The sequence below is a fragment of the Variovorax sp. SG517 genome (assembly GCF_013376045.1).
Taxonomy (GTDB): Bacteria; Pseudomonadota; Gammaproteobacteria; order Burkholderiales; family Burkholderiaceae_C; genus Variovorax.
Genome location: NZ_JABMJG010000012.1, coordinates 57195 through 77835 on the forward strand (window position 1 = coordinate 57195; position 20641 = coordinate 77835).

The following is a 20641-nucleotide window of genomic DNA, read 5'->3' on the forward strand; positions in this document are numbered from 1 at the left end:
GCCCCCATCCCAACCTTCCCCCAGAGGGGGAAGGGGCAAGACCATGAAACCCACCGGCCGCGCCACCATCGCCGACGTCGCCGAGGCCGCCGGCGTCTCCAAGGCCACTGTCTCTCGCTTTCTCAACCACCGCGAGCGCCTGCTGAGCCCCGACATCGCCGCGCGCGTCGAAGTCGCCATCGCCAAGCTCGGCTATTCGCCCAGCCCCATGGCGCAGGCGCTGAGCCATGGCCGTTCGCGGCTGGTCGGCCTGATCGTGGCCGACATCACCAACCCCTATTCCGTCGCGGTGCTGCGCGGCGCCGAGAAGGCCTGCCAGGACGCCGGCTACCTCGTGATGCTGTTCAACCTCGGCAACGAGAGCGAACGCGAGCGCGAGGCCATCGACGCGCTGGCGGGCTACCAGGTCGACGGCTTCATCCTCAACACGCTGGGGCGCGGCAGCAACGTGGTCGACGCAGTCACGCTGCACGGCAAGCCGGCGGTGCTGGTGGACCGGCGCCACGCGGGCATGCACACCGACTTCGTCTCGCTCGACAACGATTCCGCGATGGCCGCCACCTGCGGCCATCTGGTCGAAGGCGGCTATCGCGAGCTGCTCTACATCACCGAGCCGCAGAAGGGCGTGAGCTCGCGGCGCGAGCGCACGGCCGCCTTCGGCGCCTGCGTGGCCGCGCACGAGCCGCGCGTGGCGGGCGAGGTGTTCGAGAGCGTGGAAGGCGAGACCGACGCGCTCGACGAGGCCCTGCGCGCCCTGCGCCAGCGCGCCAAGCGCGGCCGCCGTGCGGCGGTGGTCGCGGGCAATGCGGTGGTTACGCTGCGCATCGCGCAGGCGATGGCGCGGCTGGGCTGGCAGTTCGGCACCGATCTCGGCTTCGTGGGCTTCGACGATCCCGAATGGGCCTCGCTCATCGGGCCCGGCCTGAGCACCGTGGCACAGCCCACCGATGCCATCGGCCGCGCGGCCGCTACATGCCTGATCGAACGGCTGCGGGGGCTGGATGCGCCTGCGCGCCAGCTGCTGCTGCCTGGAGAACTGGTGGTGCGTGGCTCGTCGCGGGCCGTCTAGCGTCGAGCTCGGCGCGGTCGAAGGTCAGCGGTCCGCGCATCCATTCGGCGGCACGCTCCGCGATCATGATCGTCGGCGCATTGGTGTTGCCGCCGATCAGCGTCGGCATGACCGATGCATCGACCACGCGCAGGTTGGCAATGCCATGCACGCGCAGCTTCGCATCGACCACTGCCATCGCGTCGGTGCCCATCTTGCAGGTGCCCACGGGGTGGTAGATGGTGTCGGCGCGCGAGCGGATGTGCGAGAGCAGCTCCTCGTCGGTGTTCGCGCCGGCCGTGTAGAGCTCGGCCTGCCGGTATTTCTGCAATGCCGGCGCGCGCAGGATCTCGCGCATCTTCTTCACGCCTGCGAGCAGCCGCGCGACGTCGTCCTCGTGCGAGAGGAACTTCGGATCGATGCGCGGCGGCGTTGCCGGATCGGCGTCGTTCAGCCGCACGTCGCCGCGTCCCTTGGGGCGCAGCACGCAGACATGGCATGAGAAGCCGAAGCCGCCGTGCAGCTTGCGCGCGTGATCGTCGACCAGCGCGATCACGAAGTGCAGCTGCAGGTCGGGCTTGTCGAGTTCGGGCGATGTCCTGATGAAGGCGCCGGCCTCGGCGTAGGGCGTGGCGATCAGGCCCTTGCCGCTGCGCCTCCATTCGGGAATTGCCTTCGCGAAGTTCAGCAGCCCCATCGGGCCGAGCCCGGGCAGGCCCTTCTCCTGCGTGCGATAGGAGAGGATGAAGTCGACGTGGTCCTGCAGGTTGCGTCCCACGCCCGGCAGCGCATGGCGCACCGCGATGCCGTGCCGCACCAGCTCTTCCGGATCGCCGATGCCCGACAGCATCAGCAGCTGCGGCGAGTTGAAGGCGCCGCCGCACAGCACCACTTCGCGGCGCGCGAAGAGGGTGTCGGTTTCGCCGTCGCGGCGTATCTCGACGCCGGTGGCGCGACGCTCGTCGAGCAGCACGCGCTGGGCCTGTACGCCGGTCATCACCGTGAGGTTGGAGCGCGCGTTCATCACCGGGTGCAGGTAGGCAGCCGCCGCGGAGCAGCGCTCGCCGTTCTTCGTGCCGCCGTGGAACTGCGTGACCTGGTAGAGGCCGGCGCCTTCCTGGCGCACGCCGTCGTTGAAGTCGTCGTTGCGCGGAATGCCGCATTCCATGGCCGCGCGCACGAAGGCTTCGCCGATCTCGTGCGGCGACTGCTGGTCGGCCACCTGCAGCGGGCCGCCGGCGCCGTGCATCGCGCTCTCGCCGCGCTGGTTGCCCTCGGCCCGTTTGAAGAAGGGCAGCACGTCGTCGAAGGACCAGCCGGTGCAGCCTGCGCGCTCCCAGTCGTCGTAGTCGTCGGGATGGCCGCGCACGTAGAGCATGGCGTTGATGGCGCTGGAACCGCCCAGGCAGCGCCCGCGCGGCTGGTAGCCGCGGCGCCCGTTCAGGCCGGGCTGCGGCACGGTCTGGTAGGCGTAGTTGTTGATGCGCGGCCGCCCCGAGATCATGGCCGCCGCGCCGGCCGGTGCCCGCACCAGGATGCCGCGCCCGTCGCCGCCGGCCTCGACCAGGCAGACATGCACGGCAGGGTCTTCGCTGAGCCGCCCGGCCAGCGTGGCGCCGCCGGAGCCGCCGCCCACGATCACGTAGTCGAACTCCATGATGTGTCTTCCTCTGTGTTGTCTCGGGTCCCGGTCTTTGCCGGGCGTGCGGCTTTATAACCGCATCTCCGGGGGCGTGGGCAGTGAGCGGGCGCCTTCCTGTTCCTGGAGAGCGAGTTGTCGCAGTGCAGTCGTGCGGCCCTTCGAACGCCTTCTAGAATCGTCCGCGCATTTCCCCTCGCGGCTGTACGCAGCCCGCCCGGAGCGCAACGCTCCCCTTTCTACTTTTCCCCCTTGATGCCTTTCAGATTCCGACTTGCTCTTTCTTCTGTTTTCCTGGCTCTTTCCGTTTCCTGCGTCACCTCTGCCTGCGCCGCATCCTCCGCGCCCCAGCTCGTGCTCGTCCCCGAGTCCGAGCGGGCGCCGGAGGCAGCGCGGGTGCCTGCGCTCGACCGCGCCGTGACCGCCTTCGCCGGCCTGGCCTCCGGCTCCTACTACTGGCCTGAAGGCCTGCTGGCCGAGCAGCTGATCGCGGGGCTGGCATCGTCGCGCCATCGCCGGCAGCAGGCAGTGGCCGGCGGTCGGCGCGTGCTGTCGTCCTACCGCCTGCCCAACGGCGGCGGCGAGCGCGCGGCCCTGCTGGTGGATGACCGCAGCGGCGACGTGCTCGCTGCTGCGCTGGCGCATCGCGAGTGCGGCGTGGGCTCCTCGACAAAAGGCTGCCGCGACGACCAGCATGCCGTGCTCTCGATCTTCCTGCGCCCCGGCATCGATCGCGCGCAGGCACAGCCGCTGCTCGAATGGAGCCGCACGGTCCCGAACGAAGACCTGGACTCCGGCGAGGAAGAGAAGTTCGAGAAGACCGAATACACGACGATGGACGCGGCCCACACCAAGGCCTTGCCCGTGGTGCGCCCGAAGGGCTTCGCTGCGCAGGTGCCGCTGTACCCGAGGGCGGTGATCTATCGCACCGGCCAGGATGCGCTGAGCGACAAGAAGGCCAGGCGCGTGCTGCGCCTGCAGACCGTCGACAGCGTTGCGCAGGTGCTCGCGTTCTACAAGCAGTTGTCGCCGCCGCTCGACGGCATCGAGTCGGAAATGGACGGCGCTTCGGGCTACGTGCTCGGCAGCCGCAACGGCATCGCCTTCTCCGTCAACGCAAAGCCGCCGCGCGACATGCCGGCCATCACCAACATCGAAATCGAGATTGCCGAATGAGCGCGCTGATTCCAGGAAAGACTTTGGCGGTGCTGCTGCTCGCCTGCGCGCTCGGCATGCCGGCGCATGCGGCACCTGTCACGACCGAACTGCCTCCGCCCCGCCTGAAGCTCAGCGAGCAGCCGAAGATCCGCAGCGCCGTGATCGCGATGGTCGGCTATGCGCGCGGCAGCTACACCGATGGCGACAGGCTCATTGCGGCGCAAGTGCTGGACGGCATGCGCTCGCGCTTCGACGTCACGCGCACCGTATGGCCCGACGGGCGCACGGTGATCGCGTCGGTGAGCGGCGAAGGCCACGGCGAAGAGCGCTCGGCGCTGCTGCTCGACGGCGAAGGCCGCCTGCTGGCGCTGGGGCTGGTCAACGGCCACTGCCGCGAGTCCACCAGGCGCGACGAGCCCAAGGTGTGCAACCCCGACCCGCAGGCCGTGCTGACGATCTTCCACCCCGCCGACGCCAAGCCATCGGATGCCGAACCGCTGATCGCGTGGGCCAGGACGCTGCCTTCGTACCACGCGCTCATGGCGCAGAGCGACGATCCCGCGGAAGCCGCGGCCGCGCAGAAGATCGCGAGCGTCGAATACATCGCGGGCCAGCCGACGGCGCCGGGTTGGCGCGATGCGCAGTTGCCGGCGGGCTTTCCGGCTTCGCTGAAGCCGTTGCTGGTGCAGGCGGCGGAAGTGAACAGCACGGCCAGCGCCGGCAAGGTCGTGATGCCCAAGGGGCTGGCCGGCTTGCCGATGTACACCGATCGCGAGAACGCCCGGCTCAAGGGCGCACGCTGGCCCGATGCCGAGGTGACGCTGCGCAGCTACGCGCCCTTCGACGATCTGCTCGCCACCTACCGCGAACTGGCTGCGGGAGCGACCGTGGAGGCCGACAACGGCGAAGCCGTGCTCAGCGGCACCGACGGCGTGGGCCGCTACACCGTCAGGCTGCGCGACGCGAAGGAAACCGGCGTGTTCATCACGGTGTCGAGCTGGAAGCGCAAGTGACGATGCGCAGCCACGGCCAGCGGGCCTGGTAGTCGAGCGCCTTCACGCGAAACATCTCCGGCATCGGCAGCAGCGGGTTCATGCGCAGGATGCCGGCGGCCAGGTCGCCGAGCCCGTCGGGCGCGTAGAGCGAGCCGTCGGCCAGGTCGAGGCCCACGCGGGTGCAGGCGATGAGGTATCGGTCGATGCCTTCTCGCGCGGAGCGCAGGCGCGGGTAGGGCGCCTTGAAGCGCTGTTCGTACCAGAGATGCACGCGGGCCTGGTTCTTGACCTCGATGGCCGCGCCGAGGTCGACGGTGGCTTCGCGCACGCGGCGGATGACGGCGTCTTCGGCTTCCCACGACAGGTCGCTGTCATCGAAGTAGAAGACGTCGTAGTCCTTCACGCCCCAGCCCGGCGGGCGGCCAGCGGTGTGGTTCCAGGCGGCCTGGAAGATGCAGCCGGCCGTGAGGAAGCCCTGCTGCAGCCCGAGGCGGGGAAGGCGGTCTGCCAGCGCCGCGTTGACGGGGTCCTGCATCGCCTGCGCGATGAGGTTGTCGGGCGTCGGCGCCAATGCGGTCAGCCGATCTCGGCGATCAGCTCGATCTCCACGCACGCGCCCATCGGAATCTGCGCCACGCCGAAGGCGCTGCGGGCATGCGCGCCCTTCTCGGGACCGAAGACTTCGGCGAAGAATTCGCTCGCGCCGTTGGTCACCAGGTGCTGTTCGGTGAAGGTGCCGACCGAGTTCACCAGGCTCATCACCTTGACGATGCGCTTGACCTTGTTCAGGTCGCCCACGGCCGCGTGCAGCGTGCCCAGCAGGTCGATGGCGATGGCGCGGGCGGCCTGCTTGCCTTCTTCGGTGCCGATGTCGGCGCCGAGCTGGCCGGTCCAGACCTTGCCGTCCTTCTTGGCGATGTGGCCCGACAGGAACACGAGGTTGCCGGTCTGCACGAAGGGCACGTACGCGGCGGCGGGGGCTGCGACGGGCGGAAGGGTGATGCCGAGGCTGGAAAGTTTGTCGTAGACGCTCATTGGGACTCCTTGTCTTGGGAAGGCGATTGTGTCTGTGTTTGCGGCAGGCCATCGACCACTTCCCCCACCGGCTGCACGGTCACGCCGACGCTCAGCGTGTGCCTTGCGCCGCCATGGAGTACGCCGCGCATCGGCGAGACGTCGGAGTAGTCGCGGCCGATGGCCAGCGTGACGTAGTCCTCGCCGGGCTGGCGGCCGTTGGTGGGGTCGAAGTCGACCCAGTCGCCGGGGCTGCCGCCGGTGCCGTCGTCCTCGCCGGGCAGGTACACCGACACCCACGCGTGCGAGGCGTCGGCGCCCACCAGCCGGGGCTGGCCGGGCGGCGGCTGCGTCAGCAGGTAGCCGCTCACGTAGCGCGCGGGCAGGCCCATGGTGCGGAAGCACGCGATCATGATGTGGGCGAAGTCCTGGCACACGCCCTTGCGCTGCGCGAGGGCCTCGACGGCGGGGGTGTTGATCTCGGTGCTGTCGGCGTCGTAGGCGAAGTCTTCGTAGATGCGCTCGGTGAGGTCCATCGCCACCTCGAAGGTCGGGCGGCCGGGAATGAAGCTGGCGCGCGCGTAGGCCACGAAGTCGTCGTGGCGCGGCACGTAGGGCGAGGGGAAGACGAACTCCGACGCCGCGTCGAAGGTGGCGTCCTTGCGGAAGCGGAAGCGCTCGCGCACGGCCTCCCACGGCAGGTCGCGCGCCACGGCGGGCGAGAGCCCCGGCTGCGAGGTCTCGACCACGCTCTCGGCCGTGACCACCAGCTTGTCGTGCGTGGCCTCCAGCGCGAAGAACGCGCGCGTGTTGCCGTACAGGTCGGCCTGCTCGCTGCGCTGCGCGGGCGCTGGCTCGATGGAGAGCTTGTGGCTCACGAGCTTCTGCGAACCGGTGGCCAGCGGCTTCAGGTGCGCGAGGTGCTGCGCCGTCTCGACAGGCGGCGAGTATTCGTAGCGGGTTTCGTGTGTGACGTGCAGCAGCATGGCCGGTGCCCTCGGGTGGCTTGCGTCGTCCGCCTACTTCGACTCGGAGCCGAAGTACGAGGCGTAGATCTTCGCGTAGGTGCCGTCGGCGCGGATCGCCTCCAGGCCCTGGTTGATCTTCGCGAGCAGTTCGGCGTTGCCCCGCTTCACGGCAATGCCGTACTTCTCGACCGGGAAGCTGGTGTCGCTCACCGTCTTGAAGCCGCCGGCGGTGTTGTTGGCGAGGTAGTGCACCACCACGCCGTTGTCGGCCACCACGGCCTGCACGCCGCCGGCTTCCAGTTCCTTGAGCGCCAGCGGCGTCGACTCGAAGCGCTTGATGGCGGTGCTCGACTTGCCCAGCAGCTTGCCGACCACCTCGTCGCCGGTGGTGCCGTTCTGCACGCCGACCTTCAGGGGCTTGAGGTCCTCGAAGCTCTTGATGGGCGCGTCGTTGCGCACGGCGATGAGCTGGCGCGCGTCGAAGTAGGGCTGCGAGAAGTCCATCGTCTGGCGGCGCTCGTCGGTGATGGTGATGGCCGACACCAGCAGGTCGCGGTCGCCCTGGTCGAGCGAATTGAAGATGCCTTCCCACGGCGTGTTGACGAACTTCACCTCGAAGCCGGCCTTCTGAGCGACCGCCTTCACCACGTCGATGTCGAAGCCCACGATCTCGCCCTTGTCGTTCTGCGATTCGAAGGGCGTGTAGGCGGCGTCGGTGCCCACCACGAGCACGCGCGCGGCGGCGGGCGCCGGCGGTGCCGCAGAAACGGCCGGTGCCGATGCGGGCTCCTGCTTGCCGCAGCCGGCGATGGCCAGGGCCGCGAAGACGCTCGCGGCGGTGAGCGCCAGGCGGCGGTCGATGGTGATATGGCGGGGCATGGCGGTGGTTCTCCTTGAACTTATCGTGGAACGCCGCGGAACCGGCTGTGCCGGGCCGCAGGCGTTGCCCCCGGCGAGGGGGTGTGCGTAGCGACACGAAGTGCGCGAAGCATGGGGGAGTACCTGTTCAGGCTCCGACCGAGCGCAGCGACTCCGAGGTCAGCGTGAAGTAGCGCGTGCCGATGGCGTCGGACACGTGGTAGGCCGCGGTCTCGCAGCCGGCGAGCAGCTTCATCAGCTCCGGGTAGTCGGTGTCGGGCCCGGCGGCGCAAAGGTGCTCGAGCGTCCAGCTTGCAGGGTCGGGCAGCTCGTACGAAAGAGCGGTCAGCTTGCCCGGCGCGCTGCCGGCCAGCCGCGCGATGCGCCCGCGCAGGGTCTGCGTGACCCAGGCCAGCGATCGCGGGTTCTCGGCGTCGAGCACCAGCAGGTCGACCATGGTGGCGACGTCGCGGCGCTGCTGGTAGCGGGCGTGGAAGGTGATGGTGCTGTCGAAGAGTGCCACCATGGCCTCGAAGCCGCTCACCTCGTGCACCGCGCCGTTGTCGAAGCCGGCCTCCAGCGCGTTCGCGAGGAAACCCAGCCGCTCGATGTGGCGGCCGATGGACAAGAGCCGCCAGGCGTCGTCGCGCGTCATGCGGTCGGTCTGGGCGCCGGTCATGGCGGCGAGCGCGTTGCTGGCGGATTCGAGGGCGCGCAGCGCGGCGCTGGCGGCGAAGCTGCCTTCGTCGGCCTGCTCGGCGCAGCGGCGCAGGAAGTCGGCCTCGGTGCGCTCGATCTGGTTCCAGGTGTCCTGCGACAGGCGCTCGCGCACGGCGGCTGCGGCCTGCCGGATGCAGCGCAGGCTGAAGCCCACGCTGCCGCCGCGGGCCACGTCGCCCAGCTCGGCGATGAGCGCGCGCTCGAACACGCGGCGCGACTGCGGCGCGCTCGGCACGCCGGCCGGCACCAGCGCATTGCGCAGCGCCATGCGGTGCAGCCATTCGAGCAGCGGGCGCGAGGACTGGTCTTCGCTGCCCAGCAGGCTCAGCGTGAGGCGGGCGAGGCGCACGGCGTTCTCGGCACGCTCGGTGTAGCGGCCGAGCCAGAACATGTTTTCCGCAGCGCGGCTGGTGACCGGCGCGCGGTGCCGCGCGAGCGATGCCGGCGTGCTGTGCGGCTGCAGCAGCGTGGTGCGGTCGACCTCGCCGTGCGTCTGCACCCACACGTCGGCGCTGCTGCCGCCGCGCTGCATCGACGCGAACTGCGCATCGGGCTCGGTGAGCCGCGCCAGCCCGCCGGGCAGCACGCGCCACGACTGCGCGCCGTCGCTCACCGCGAACACGCGCAGCATCACCGCGCGCGGCGCGATGTGGCCGGGGCCCATGTCGTTGGCCCAGGTGGGCATCTGCGACAGCGCCATGTAGCCCTGCACGGTGTGGACGTCGCCCTCGCGCACGATGCGGCCGGCCCATTCGTCGAGCTCGCGCCGGCCGAGCTGGCTGCCGAGCACCGCGTCGAAGCTCGCGCGGCCATCGAATCCGGGGTAGGTGGGCTTGATGGCGCAGTCGCCGAGCTGCGGCAGCACCGACTCGAGCGCGGCGCGCTCGCCGCACCACCAGGTGGGCAGGGCGGGCAGCATGAGCTTCTCGTCGATCAGCCGGCGTGCCAGCCCCGGCAGGAAGCCCAGCAGCGCGGGCGACTCGAGAAACGCCGAACCCGGCATGTTGGCCACCAGCACGTTGCCCGCGCGGATCGCCTGCAGCAGGCCGGGAACGCCGAGCGTGGAGTCGGGGCGCAGCTCCAGCGGGTCGAGGAACTGGTCGTCCAGCCGCTTGATGAGGCCGTGCACCGGGCGCAGGCCCTGCAGCGTCTTCAGGTAGAGCCGCTGGTCGCGCACCGTGAGGTCGCTGCCCTCGACCAGCGTGATGCCCAGGTAGCGCGCGAGGTAGGCGTGCTCGAAGTAGGTCTCGTTGTACGGGCCGGGTGTGAGCAGCGCGATGTGCGGCGGTACGCCGGCCGGGCACATGCGCTGCAGGCCTTCCATCATGGCGCTGTAGGTGGCGGCCAGGCGCTGCACGTGCAGCGCCTCGAAGGCCTGCGGAAACTGCCGCGTGATGGCGAGGCGGTTCTCCAGCAGGTAGCCCAGGCCCGAAGGCGCCTGGGTGCGCTGCGAGACGACCCACCAGTTGCCGTCAGGGCCGCGCGCGAGGTCGAAGGCGGCGATGTGCAGCCAGGTGTCGCCCGGCGGCTTCACGCCGTGCAGCGCGCGCAGGTAGCCGGGATGGCCGCGCACCAGCGCCGGGGGGATCAGACCCTCGGCCAGCAGCTGCTGCGGCCCGTAGGCGTCGGCCATCACGCGGTCGAGCACGCGCACGCGCTGCAGCACGCCGGCCTCGATCTGGCTCCAGCTCTCGGGCGAGACGATCAGCGGGAACAGGTCGAGCGACCAGGGCCGCTGCGGGCCGTTGGCGTCGGCGTACACGTTGTAGGTGACGCCGTTGTCGCGAATCTGCCGCTCCAGGCTGGCCGCGCGCCGGGGCAGGTCGTTGAAGCCGCCCGGGCCGAGTTGTTCGAAGAAGGCGTTCCAGGCGGGGGTGAGCGAGGGCTGCTCGCCGGCGGGGGCCTGCGTCTGTGCCTGGGATTGCCACTGGGACGCAGCTTGGGAGGAAGCCTGAGAAGAGGGTTGGGAAGAGCCCTGGGACTGCGATTGCCCAGCCGCCGCATCGTAGAGCTGCGGGGCGGCCGGGGCCGGAGCCGCCGAAGGCCCGGGCGCCGGTCGGACGGGCACCGCCGGCGTGGCCCGCCCGCGCAGTTCGTCGAAATGGCCGGGCAGGGCAGGCGGGGCGAGCGCCGACGCCAGGGCCGCCGGAAATTCCAGTGCCTGGGCGTCGAACAGGGATTCGTTCAAAGGTTCCACAGGGGGTGAATTGTCACACTGCCGTCACGGGGTGGCCGTTCGGGCAGTGTGACGGATGTCCCCTCAGCGCCGCAGATCGAGCGTGAACGGGAATTCGCGGCTGCCCGGCAGCTCGATGGTCGCCGGCGGCGTGCGCAGCAGGCCGGGGGTGTGGCCGGTGCGGGTGAAGCGCGAATGGCGGCGGCTTTCGGCCTCGTAGGCATTGACCGGGAAGGTCTCGTAGTTGCGTCCGCCCGGGTGGGCGACGAAGTACTGGCAGCCGCCCAGCGAGCGCTTCATCCAGGTGTCGACCAGGTCGAAGGTCAGCGGCGCATGCGCCTTGATGCTCGGGTGCAGCGCCGAAGGCGGGTTCCAGGCCTTGTAGCGCACGCCGGCCACGAATTCGCCGGTCACGCCGGTGGGCTGCAGCGGCAGCACCTTGCCGTTGACGGTGACGACGTGGCGGCTTTCGTTCAGCCCGGTCACGCGCACCTCGATGCGTTCCAGCGACGAATCGACATAGCGCACCGTGCCGCCGGCCGAGCCTTCCTCGCCCATCACGTGCCAGGGTTCGAGCGCATTGCGCAGCGAGAGCTCGACGCCCATGGCCTGCATCTGGCCCACCAGCGGGAAGCGGAACTCGAAGTGCGGCGCGAACCAGTCGGCGTCGAAAGCGAAGCCGGCCTGGCGCATCTCGCTGATGACGTCGTCGAAGTCCATCTTCACGAAGGTCGGCAGCAGGAAGCGGTCGTGCAGCTCGGTGCCCCAGCGGGTGACGGGTGCCTTGTAGGGCTCGTCCCAGAAGCGGGCGACCAGCGCGCGAATGAGCAGCTGCTGGGCGACGCTCATGCGCGCATGCGGCGGCATTTCGAACGCGCGCAGTTCCAGCAGGCCGAGGCGGCCGGTGCTGGAGTCGGGCGAATACAGCTTGTCGATGCAGAACTCGCTGCGGTGCGTGTTGCCCGACACGTCGATCAGGATGTTGCGCAGCGTGCGGTCGACCAGCCATGCGGGCATGTTCTGGCCGTAGATCTCGCGATTCTTGGCGATTTCCTTGAGCGCGATCTCCAGCTCGTAGACCTGGTCGTTGCGCGCCTCGTCCACGCGCGGGGCCTGGCTCGTCGGGCCGATGAACATGCCCGAGAACAGATAGCTCAGCGACGGGTGGTTGTGCCAGTACAGCAGCAGGCTGGCCAGCAGCTCGGGCCGGCGCAGGAAGGGGCTGTCGGCCGGCGTGGCGCCGCCCAGCACGAAGTGGTTGCCGCCGCCGGTGCCGGTGTGGCGGCCGTCGGTCATGAACTTCTCGGCCGACAGGCGGGTTTCGAAGGCGGCGTTGTAGAGGAACTCGGTGTGGTCGACCAGTTCCTTCCAGTTGTGGGCCGGGTGGATGTTGACTTCGATCACGCCCGGGTCGGGCGTGACGGCCAGCATCTTCAGGCGCGGGTCGCGCGGCGGCGGATAGCCTTCCATCACGATGCGCACGCCCAGGTCGCGCGCTGTGGCTTCCACGGCCGCGACGAGGTCGAGGTAGTCCTCCAGGCGCGCGAGCGGCGGCATGAAGACGTAGAGCACGCCCGAGGCATTGCCCTTCTTCTCGGCGGCAGGGCCGTTGGCGCGTCGCGGATCGCGCACTTCGACGCACAGCGCGGTGCGGGTGATCCAGTGGGCCGATTCGCCGCGCCGGGGCTGGCGGGTGGCGGTGGAATCGGCTGTGTCGTTGTCGTCCGCGGCGTCGCCTTCACCGTCGCTCGCGGCGCCCGGCGTCTGCATGCGCAGCGCGGAGGGCACGACCGGCGGCGTGCCGAAGGCATAGGGCACGGAACCGAGGTCGGCTCCGACGCCGCCGCCCGCTTCACCCGTGCCGCCCACGCCAACGGCGTAGCGCGCGCGGTAGTCGGCCGAGCTAGGCAGCGCACCGCGCGGCGCGGTGGGATCGCGTTCGATCAGGTAGGGATAGTCGCCCTTGCTGGCCCACGGCTGCGAGTCGAGCGGCAGGCGGTAGCCCATGGGCGAGTCGCCCGGAATGAGATAGAGCCTGTCGTCGCGCAGGAACCAGGGGCCGGTCTTCCAGGCCGGGCCCGAGAGGGCGGGAGCATCACCGTTCGCATTGCCGGGCTCGATGGGCAGCATGTAGCCGATCACCGCGTCGAGCTTCTGCGTGAACACGCGACGCAGGCGCACGCGCTCCAGCTCGTCGTCGAGCTTCGAGTCGAAGGGGTCGACGTTGACGGGCAGGCGGCGTTCGCGCCAGAGGTAGTAGTAGATGTCCTCGTAGCCCGGCTGGATGTAGCGCTCGGTCAGGCCGAGCTTGTGCGCGAGCAGGTTCGTGAAGCGGCGCGCGTCCTCGCTCGTGTAGTGCGTGGGAAAGCGCTCGTCGGCGAACAGGTCGGGGTCGTGCCACAGCGGCTGGCCGTCGGCGCGCCAGAAGATCGACAGCGCCCAGCGCGGCAGCTGTTCGCCCGGATACCACTTGCCCTGGCCGAAGTGCAGGAAGCCGCCCTTGCCGTATTCGGCGCGCAGCTTGTGCACGAGCTCGGTGGCGTAGCCGCGTTTGGTGGGGCCGAGGGCGTCGGTGTTCCATTCGGGCGCGTCGCGGTCGGTGGTGGCCACGTAGGTGGGCTCGCCGCCCATGGTCAGGCGCACGTCGCCGGCCTTCAGGCGCGCGTCGACCGCATCGCCCAGCGCCAGCACGTCGGCCCACTGGTCTTCGGTGTAGGGCTTGGTGACGCGCGGCGACTCGTAGATGCGCGTGACCGTCATCTCGTGGCCGAACTCGACCTCGGATTCGTCCACGCCGCCCTCGATGGGGGCGGCGCTCGAAGGCGTTGGCGTGCAGGCCAGCGGGATGTGGCCCTCGCCAGCCAGCAGGCCCGAGGTGGCATCGAGGCCGATCCATCCCGCGCCGGGCAGGAACACCTCGCACCAGGCGTGCAGGTCGGTGAAGTCGACCGTGGTGCCGCTGGGGCCGTCGAGCGCCTTCACGTCGGGCGTGAGCTGGATCAGATAGCCCGAGACGAAGCGCGCGGCCAGCCCGCAGTGGCGCAGCAGCTGCACCAGCAGCCAGCCCGAGTCGCGGCAGGAGCCGCTGCCGTTGGTGAGCGTTTCTTCCGGCGTCTGCACGCCGGGCTCCATGCGGATCAGGTAGTTGACGTCCTTCTGGACCTGCTGGTTGATGCCGACCAGGAAGTCGATGGTGCGCTGTTCCTTGCGGTCGATCTTGTCGAGGTAGGCCTGCAGCAGCGGCGTGACCGGATCGGCCACGAGATAGGGCGCCAGTTCCTCGGCCTGCGAGGGCTTGTACTTGAAGGGGAAGTTCTCGGCCTGTGGCTCGAGGAAGAAGTCGAAGGGGTTGTAGACCGCCATCTCGACCACGAGGTCGACGGTGACCTTGAACTCGCGCGTTTTTTCGGGAAACACGAGCCGCGCCTGGTAGTTGGCGAACGGGTCCTGCATCCAGTTGACGAAGTGCTCGGCCGGCTCGACCCGAAGCGAATACGAGATGACGTTGCTGCGGCAATGCGGCGCGGGCCGCAAGCGCACGACCTGCGGGCCCAGCTGCACCAGGCGGTCGTACTTGTAATGGGTGACGTGGTGGAGAGCGGCGTGAATGGACATGCGTTTTTGTGTGCAGTACTGGCAGATTGCATCGAGAAGATGTCTCTGGTGAGACGCATACTAGCCGAGATGCTTAGCAATTAACGCGCCACTGAGCGTGAGTCTGGGGAGGGTTTGCATCATGGTTTCGGGAGTTGTCCGATGACGCGGAATCGCGCGTCTCGCCGGGCCGTGGGCGCCGCCGGCGCGTTCGCGGCGCTGGGCGGTTCGCTGCTGGGAGCGGCCTTGCAACTGCAGCAGCCGATGCTGTGGCCGGCATGGGTTTATGCCGGTTTGCTATGTGCCGCAACGGCCGGCATGTGGTGGCGGCTGCCGCCGGGCAGGTTGCTCCTGTCGATCGCCCTGGCATGCGGGGCGATGGCCGGCTCGGGGCTCGCGGGATGGCGTGCCGTAGCCTATGCCGAAGGTGCGCTGGCCCCCGAGATCGAAGGGCGCGACCTGCGCGTCACGGGTGTCGTTGCGGAGATGCCCCAGCGCAACGAGGCCGGCACGCGCTTCACGCTGGATGTCGAGTCCGCCCGATGGGCCGATGCCGGCACGCAGGGCCTGCCCGCCGTGCCCGATCGCATCGCGCTTGGCTGGTATGCCGAGGGCTCCAGCCTCTGGAGCCGCTCATCCCGGGTCGCCACCGACGTCGCCTCGCTGCACGCGGGCGAGCGCTGGAGCCTGACGGTGCGGCTGAAGGCGCCCCACGGCAACCGCAACCCGCATGGCTTCGACGGCGAACTCTGGATGTGGGAGCAGGGCCTGCATGCCAGCGGCCATGTACGCAGCGGCACGCGCGACGTGGCGCCGGTGCTGGTGGGCTCCACCTGGCGGCACCCCATCGAGCGGGCTCGCGAGGCCGTGCGCGACGCCATCTTCGAGCGCGTGCCCGACCGCGCCCGCGCCGGCGTGATCGCGGCCCTCGTCACCGGCGACCAGAACGCGATCGACCGCGCGGGCTGGGATGTGTTCCGTGCCACGGGCGTGGCGCACCTGATGTCGATCTCGGGCCTGCACGTCACGATGTTCGCCTGGCTCGCCGCGCATGGGGTCGGCCTGCTCTGGCGCCGCAGCGCCCGGCTGATGCTGCGGCTGCCCGCGCAGCAGGCGGCGCTGGTCGGCGGCGTGCTGCTGGCTGCGCTCTATGCGCTTTTCAGCGGCTGGGGCGTGCCGTCGCAGCGCACGGTGTGGATGCTGGCTACGGTCGCGCTGCTGCGCCTCACCGGGCGGCGCTGGCCCTGGCCGAACGTGTGGCTGCTGACCGCCGCCGTGGTGGTCGCGCTCGATCCTTGGGCGCTGATGCAGGCCGGCTTCTGGCTGAGCTTCGTGGCGGTGGGCGTGCTTTTCGCGACCGATGCCGGAATGCCGGGTGAGCGGCAGGCAGGCGCGGCCGCTCGGCTGCTGCGCCTCTTCCGCGAGCAATGGACCATCACGCTCGCGATCACGCCGCTGAGCCTGCTGCTGTTCCAGCAGGTGTCGCTGATCGGGCTGGTGGCCAATGCGGTGGCGATTCCCTGGGTGACGCTCGTGATCACGCCGCTGGCGATGCTCGGCGTGGCGGTGCCGCCGTTGTGGGACGTGGCGGGCTGGGCCGTGCATGCGCTGGCGCTCCTGCTGCAATGGCTGGCCGGCCTGCCGCATGCCACGCTGTCGATGGCGGCGCCTCCGCTTTGGATGGCCGGCTGCGGCGTGGGCGGCGGCGTGTTGCTGGCGATGCGGCTGCCATGGTCGCTGCGCAGCCTCGGCGTTCCTCTGCTCCTGCCGGTGCTGCTGTGGCAGGCACCGCGGCCTGCGGTGGGTGAGTTCGAGCTGCTCGCCGCCGACATCGGCCAGGGCAACGCCGTGCTCGTGCGCACTGCCACGCACAGCCTGCTCTACGACGCCGGCCCGCGCTACAGCCTCGAGAGCGACGCGGGCCATCGCGTGCTGGTGCCGCTGCTGCGGGCCTATGGCGAGCGGCTCGATACGCTGGTGGTGAGTCATCGCGATGCCGACCACATCGGCGGCGCGCCCGCCGTGCTCGCGATGCAGCCCGGGGCCGAACTGCTGAGTTCCATCGAGGCGGCGCATCCGCTGCAGGCGACGCGCGCGGCAAGGCGATGCGAGGCTGGGCAGTCGTGGACCTGGGACGGCGTGCGCTTCGAGGTGCTGCATCCGTTCGAGAGCGACTACAGGAGCTTCACCAAACCCAACGCCGTCTCGTGCGTGCTGCGCATCGACAACGGACGCGCGGCTGCGCTGCTCGCCGGTGACATCGAGCGGCTGCAGGAAACGGCGCTCGTCCTGCGCACGCCGCAACTGCTGCGCGCCGACGTGCTGCTGGCGCCGCACCATGGCAGCAAGACTTCCTCGGGCGAAGCCTTCCTCGACCAGGTCCGGCCGCGCATCGCGCTCGTGCAGGCGGGGTACCGCAACCGCTTCGGCCATCCGGCCCGGGAAGTGGTCGAGCGCTACCTCGAACGGGGCGTGCGGCTGATCGAGAACACCCGCTGCGGCGCCGCGCACTGGAGCAGCCTGAGCCCCGCCGACGTGGCCTGCGAGCGCGAGCGCCGCGCCCGGTATTGGCAGCACCGCCTGCCCCCTTTGGAGCTTCCGGACCCCTGAAACTGTGAATTAATTGTCAAAAGTAGCTTAAAGGTATTCATTTTCATGAATCCACGCTGATCAATCCTGCGTTGTACTGCTTGACTACAACTCGGCAACAAGGGGGCAACATGTACAACCGTCCACGTTCGCGGTGTGGCGTGACCGCAGGGTGCGTTTCATGACGACAGCGGTTCCGGCCATCACCAGCGCGAGCGCCGCGCCTGCGTCGGGCGCGCGGCTCGAAATGCACCGCGAAGGTCCGGTGCTCATCCTGACGCTGAGCAACCCCGAGGCGCGCAACGCCATCAATCCCTCGGTCTACCGGACCGCAGCCAAGGCGATACGCGCCACCGCGGGCTTCCGCACGGTGCGCGCCATCGTGCTGCGGGGGGAGGGCGATCACTTCAGCGGCGGCGGCGACCTGCGGCGGCTGGCCCGCCAGCGAAAGCTGCCGGCCGCCGAGCAGCGCGGCCACATCGACGCGCTGCACGAATGGCTCATGGCGATCGAGGAGGCGCCGCAGCCCGTGATCGCCGCGGTCGAGGGGGCGGCGATGGGCGGCGGCTTCTCGCTGTGCCTGGCCTGCGACCTCATCGTGGCCGCCGAAGATGCGAAGTTCGCGATGTCGTACATCAACGTCGGCCTCTCGCCCGACGGCGGCGGCACCGATTCGCTGGCCCGTGCGCTGCCGCCGCAGGTCGCGCTGGAAATGCTGCTCGACGGCACGCCCTGCACCGCCGGGCGGCTGCACGAGCTGGGCGTGGTCAACAAGGTGGTGCCGCACGGGGAAGCCTGCGCCGCAGCCCTCGCCTGGGCGCAGCAGCTAGCGCGAGGCCCGTTCGAGGTGCAGGCGCGCATCAAGCAGCTCGTGTATTCGGCGCGCGGGCGCAGCCGGCGCGAGCAGCTGGAGGCCGAACGCGAGTCCTTCCTGGCCAGCCTCTACAGCGACGAGAGCGGCGAGCGCATCAAGGAATTCCTCTCGCCCCGCAAGAAGCAGGAGGCGAGCGAGGCCGGGGGCGAGGAGGGCACCGCCGCCTGAGCGCGGAAAGATCATCCGGCCCGTCTCCGGCCTCGGCATCAGGGGTTCTACTGGCCCTGAACTTGCTAAGCTATGAGTTCAAGGAGATTGGTCGTTCCATGCACAAATTCGACGAGATGTACGAGCAGCTTCCCTACGCTGGAGCTGCGATCCGACAGCACTACAAGCGCTACGACCAATGGCTCGCGAAGCAACCCGGTGAGGTGATGCGTTCGCGGCGTGAAGAGGCGGAAATGATCTTCCGCCGGGTCGGCATCACCTTCGCGGTGTACGGCGCCAAGGACGAGGACGGCTCCGGCACCGAGCGGCTCATACCGTTCGACCTGCTGCCTCGAATCATTCCCGCCCACGAGTGGGCGAGCATGGAAAAAGGACTGGTGCAGCGCGTGACGGCGCTCAACCGCTTCCTTCACGATGTCTACCACGACCAGGAAATCATCAAGGCCGGCATCATCCCGGCCGAGCAGATCCTGAACAACGCCCAGTTCCGCCCCGAGATGATGGGCGTGAACGTGCCGCACAACGTCTACTCGAACATCTCGGGCATCGACATCGTGCGCGCCCCCGATGCCTCGGGCAACGGCGAGTACTACGTGCTCGAAGACAACCTGCGTGTGCCCAGCGGCGTGAGCTACATGCTCGAGAACCGCAAGATGATGATGCGGCTCTTCCCCGAGCTCTTCAACCAGAACCGCATCGCGCCGGTCGCGCATTACCCCGACCTGCTGCTCGAAACGCTTCGCGCCAGCGCGCCGCCGGCCACGGCCGAGCCCACGGTGGTGGTGCTCACGCCGGGCATGTACAACAGCGCCTACTTCGAGCACGCCTTCCTCGCCCAGCAAATGGGCGTGGAGCTGGTCGAGGGGCAGGACCTGTTCGTGAAGGACAACTTCGTCTACATGCGCACCACGCGCGGGCCGAGGCGCGTGGACGTCATCTACCGCCGCGTGGACGACGACTTCCTCGACCCCGAGGTGTTCCGCCCCACCTCGACGCTGGGCTGCGCAGGCCTGATGCGCGCCTACCGCGACGGCAACGTCGTCATCTGCAATGCGGTGGGCACGGGCGTGGCCGACGACAAGTCGATCTACCCCTACGTGCCGAAGATGGTGGAGTTCTACCTCGGCGAGCAGCCGATCCTGAAGAACGTGCCCACCTACATGTGCCGAAACAAGGACGAGCTGCAGTACACGCTCGACAACATGAAGGACCTGGTCGTCAAGGAAGTACACGGCGCCGGCGGCTACGGCATGCTGATCGGCCCCGCCGCCACGCAGGCCGAGATCGAGGACTTCAAGAAGGCCGTGATCGCCAAGCCCGACGGCTACATCGCCCAGCCCACGCTGAGCCTGTCGACCTCGCCCACCTTCGTCGACGCCGGCATCGCGCCGCGCCACATCGACCTGCGCCCCTTCGTGCTCTCGGGCAGCGAAGTGCAGATGGTGCCCGGCGGCCTCACGCGCGTGGCGCTCAAGGAAGGCTCGCTGGTGGTCAATTCGTCGCAGGGCGGCGGCACCAAGGACACCTGGATCCTCGAAGCCGATCGCACACCCAAGCCCAAGGCCGCGGCAGAGCAGTCGCAAAGCCAATCGTAGAAGGACAAGAAAGATGCTGTCACGTACCGCCGACCATCTCTACTGGATGTCCCGCTACACCGAGCGCGCGGAGAACACCGCGCGCATGCTGGACGTCAACTACCAGACCTCGCTGCTGCCGCAGTCCGCCGAAGTCGCCAAGTACGGCTGGCAGGGCGTGCTCTCCATCAGCGAACTGCTGCCCTGGTACAACCAGAAGTACGACCAGATCGCGCCCAAGGAGGTGATGGAGTTCATGGTCAAGGACGAGAGCAACGCCTCGTCCATCGTCTCCTGCCTCAAGGCCGCCCGCGAGAACGCACGCGCCGTGCGCGGCGCGCTCACCACCGAAGCCTGGGAAACGCAGAACACCACCTGGCTTGAAGTCAATCGCATGCTGCGCTCGGGCGACTTCGAGCGCGACCCAGGCCAGTTCTTCGAGTGGGTCAAGTTCCGCTCGCACCTGTCGCGCGGCGTCACGCTGGGCACCATGCTGCAGGACGAGGCCTTCTACTTCTCGCGCCTGGGCACCTTCCTCGAACGCGCCGACAACACCGCGCGCCTGGTCGACGTGAAGTTCCACGCGCTCAACAGCGAGTTCTTCGGCGCCGCCACCGAGGAAGATCAGGAATACGACTTCTACCACTGGAGCGCGATCCTGCGCAGCGTCTCGGCCTTCGAGGTCTACCGCAAGGTGTACCGCGACGTGATCAAGCCGGAGCGCGTGGCGGAACTGCTCATTCTTCGCGCCGACATGCCGCGCTCGCTGCATGCGAGCTTGGTCGAGGTGGTCAACAACCTGGCGAAGGTTCAGAACGAGCAGAGCGCTGAAACGCAGCGCCGTGCCGGAAAGCTCCTGGCCGATCTGCAATATGCGCGCGTCGACGAAATTCTGGCGACGGGGCTGCATGCGTATCTCACGCAATTCCTTGATCGGGTGAATGAGTTGGGGGTGCGGATCAGCCAGGATTTTCTGGTTCCGGCGCATTGAAATGCGAAAGCGTCATCTCCCTTGCGGGAGATGACACCCGCTCCGCTCAGCGCCAACTTTTGACAATTGTTGACGCAACTAAATCAGCAAGGCCAAAAGTAAACAATAAGAATTAACTTGCCGGAATTGAATGTTTTCAGACGTTTAAAAGCGTGAATTAATACCTTGTAAGCAAGCGCCGCGCTCCCATAATCGCGCTCCTCAGTTTTCATTTGGTCACAAATGAAGCTGCGGCATGACAACTGTGAGGGAGCGTAAAAGCGATGAATCGGCAC

The 20641-nt window shown here is 68.8% G+C and carries 14 protein-coding genes; 7 read left to right on the forward strand and 7 right to left on the reverse strand.

Annotation, left to right across the window (positions count from 1 at the left end; translation table 11 throughout):
• The first annotated feature begins 43 nt into the window (after positions 1-43).
• Positions 44-1069 carry a LacI family DNA-binding transcriptional regulator gene (locus FHT32_RS30055; protein WP_176668209.1) on the forward strand — a complete coding sequence of 342 codons (1026 nt, stop codon included), beginning with the start codon at positions 44-46 and terminating at the stop codon, positions 1067-1069.
• On the opposite strand, the gene FHT32_RS30060 is transcribed toward FHT32_RS30055, so the two are convergent.
• Complete coding sequence (locus tag FHT32_RS30060; protein WP_176668210.1) at positions 969-2705, reverse strand: GMC family oxidoreductase; 1737 nt, start codon at positions 2703-2705, stop codon at positions 969-971. The genes FHT32_RS30055 and FHT32_RS30060 overlap by 101 nt on opposite strands.
• 378 nt (positions 2706-3083) lie before the next feature.
• Here FHT32_RS30060 and FHT32_RS30065 point away from each other — a divergent pair, with 378 nt between their 5' ends.
• Together FHT32_RS30065 and FHT32_RS30070 are read left to right on the forward strand one after the other, a co-directional pair.
• The gene (locus FHT32_RS30065) at positions 3084-3863 is read left to right on the forward strand and encodes a hypothetical protein (RefSeq protein WP_371132287.1); all 780 of its coding nucleotides are present in this window, start codon (positions 3084-3086) and stop codon (positions 3861-3863) included.
• Positions 3860-4858 (forward strand): hypothetical protein, encoded by a 999-nt coding sequence (locus FHT32_RS30070; protein ID WP_176668211.1) that lies wholly within the window; start codon positions 3860-3862, stop codon positions 4856-4858. The genes FHT32_RS30065 and FHT32_RS30070 overlap by 4 nt, the downstream gene beginning before the upstream one ends.
• On the opposite strand, the gene FHT32_RS30075 is transcribed toward FHT32_RS30070, so the two are convergent.
• From FHT32_RS30075 to FHT32_RS30100, 6 genes are all read right to left on the reverse strand, one after another.
• Positions 4830-5411: a nucleotidyltransferase family protein gene (locus FHT32_RS30075; protein WP_256099221.1), complete on the reverse strand. Its 582-nt coding sequence runs from the start codon at positions 5409-5411 to the stop codon at positions 4830-4832. The genes FHT32_RS30070 and FHT32_RS30075 overlap by 29 nt on opposite strands.
• Positions 5412-5416: 5 nt before the next feature.
• Positions 5417-5875, reverse strand: a complete 459-nt coding sequence (locus FHT32_RS30080) for a RidA family protein (protein ID WP_176668212.1) — start codon at positions 5873-5875, stop codon at positions 5417-5419.
• Positions 5872-6840, reverse strand: coding sequence for a transglutaminase family protein (locus FHT32_RS30085; RefSeq protein WP_176668213.1), 969 nt, complete (start codon positions 6838-6840; stop codon positions 5872-5874). Before FHT32_RS30085 ends, FHT32_RS30080 begins: the two co-directional genes overlap by 4 nt.
• Positions 6841-6873: 33 nt before the next feature.
• On the reverse strand, positions 6874-7701 hold the full coding sequence (locus tag FHT32_RS30090; RefSeq protein WP_176668214.1) for a basic amino acid ABC transporter substrate-binding protein: 828 nt from the start codon (positions 7699-7701) through the stop codon (positions 6874-6876).
• Positions 7702-7828: 127 nt separating this feature from the next.
• Complete coding sequence (locus tag FHT32_RS30095; protein ID WP_176668215.1) at positions 7829-10597, reverse strand: circularly permuted type 2 ATP-grasp protein; 2769 nt, start codon at positions 10595-10597, stop codon at positions 7829-7831.
• Positions 10598-10660: 63 nt separating this feature from the next.
• Positions 10661-14191, reverse strand: a complete 3531-nt coding sequence (locus FHT32_RS30100; RefSeq protein WP_176668216.1) for a DUF2126 domain-containing protein — start codon at positions 14189-14191, stop codon at positions 10661-10663.
• Between the two features lie 141 nt (positions 14192-14332).
• Between FHT32_RS30100 and FHT32_RS30105 the strand changes: the two genes are divergently transcribed.
• From FHT32_RS30105 to FHT32_RS30120, 4 genes are all read left to right on the forward strand, one after another.
• Positions 14333-16780, forward strand: a complete 2448-nt coding sequence (locus tag FHT32_RS30105; RefSeq protein ID WP_176668217.1) for a DNA internalization-related competence protein ComEC/Rec2 — start codon at positions 14333-14335, stop codon at positions 16778-16780.
• A gap of 160 nt (positions 16781-16940) precedes the next feature.
• Positions 16941-17801, forward strand: a complete 861-nt coding sequence (locus FHT32_RS30110) for an oxepin-CoA hydrolase, alternative type (protein WP_176668218.1) — start codon at positions 16941-16943, stop codon at positions 17799-17801.
• 98 nt (positions 17802-17899) lie between these two features.
• A complete protein-coding gene (locus FHT32_RS30115; RefSeq protein WP_176668219.1) occupies positions 17900-19396 on the forward strand; it encodes a circularly permuted type 2 ATP-grasp protein in 1497 nt (498 codons plus the stop codon).
• Between the two features lie 13 nt (positions 19397-19409).
• Positions 19410-20366 carry an alpha-E domain-containing protein gene (locus tag FHT32_RS30120; RefSeq protein WP_019656032.1) on the forward strand — a complete coding sequence of 319 codons (957 nt, stop codon included), beginning with the start codon at positions 19410-19412 and terminating at the stop codon, positions 20364-20366.
• The last annotated feature ends 275 nt before the right edge of the window (positions 20367-20641 follow it).

Coding starts and splice junctions, on each gene's coding strand:
- FHT32_RS30055 (WP_176668209.1), top strand. CDS start 44: ATGAAACCCACCGGCCGCGCCACCATCGCCGACGTCGCCGAGGCCGCC.
- FHT32_RS30060 (WP_176668210.1), bottom strand. CDS start 2,705: ATGGAGTTCGACTACGTGATCGTGGGCGGCGGCTCCGGCGGCGCCACG.
- FHT32_RS30070 (WP_176668211.1), top strand. CDS start 3,860: ATGAGCGCGCTGATTCCAGGAAAGACTTTGGCGGTGCTGCTGCTCGCC.
- FHT32_RS30080 (WP_176668212.1), bottom strand. CDS start 5,875: ATGAGCGTCTACGACAAACTTTCCAGCCTCGGCATCACCCTTCCGCCC.
- FHT32_RS30085 (WP_176668213.1), bottom strand. CDS start 6,840: ATGCTGCTGCACGTCACACACGAAACCCGCTACGAATACTCGCCGCCT.
- FHT32_RS30090 (WP_176668214.1), bottom strand. CDS start 7,701: ATGCCCCGCCATATCACCATCGACCGCCGCCTGGCGCTCACCGCCGCG.
- FHT32_RS30100 (WP_176668216.1), bottom strand. CDS start 14,191: ATGTCCATTCACGCCGCTCTCCACCACGTCACCCATTACAAGTACGAC.
- FHT32_RS30105 (WP_176668217.1), top strand. CDS start 14,333: ATGACGCGGAATCGCGCGTCTCGCCGGGCCGTGGGCGCCGCCGGCGCG.
- FHT32_RS30110 (WP_176668218.1), top strand. CDS start 16,941: ATGACGACAGCGGTTCCGGCCATCACCAGCGCGAGCGCCGCGCCTGCG.
- FHT32_RS30115 (WP_176668219.1), top strand. CDS start 17,900: ATGCACAAATTCGACGAGATGTACGAGCAGCTTCCCTACGCTGGAGCT.
- FHT32_RS30120 (WP_019656032.1), top strand. CDS start 19,410: ATGCTGTCACGTACCGCCGACCATCTCTACTGGATGTCCCGCTACACC.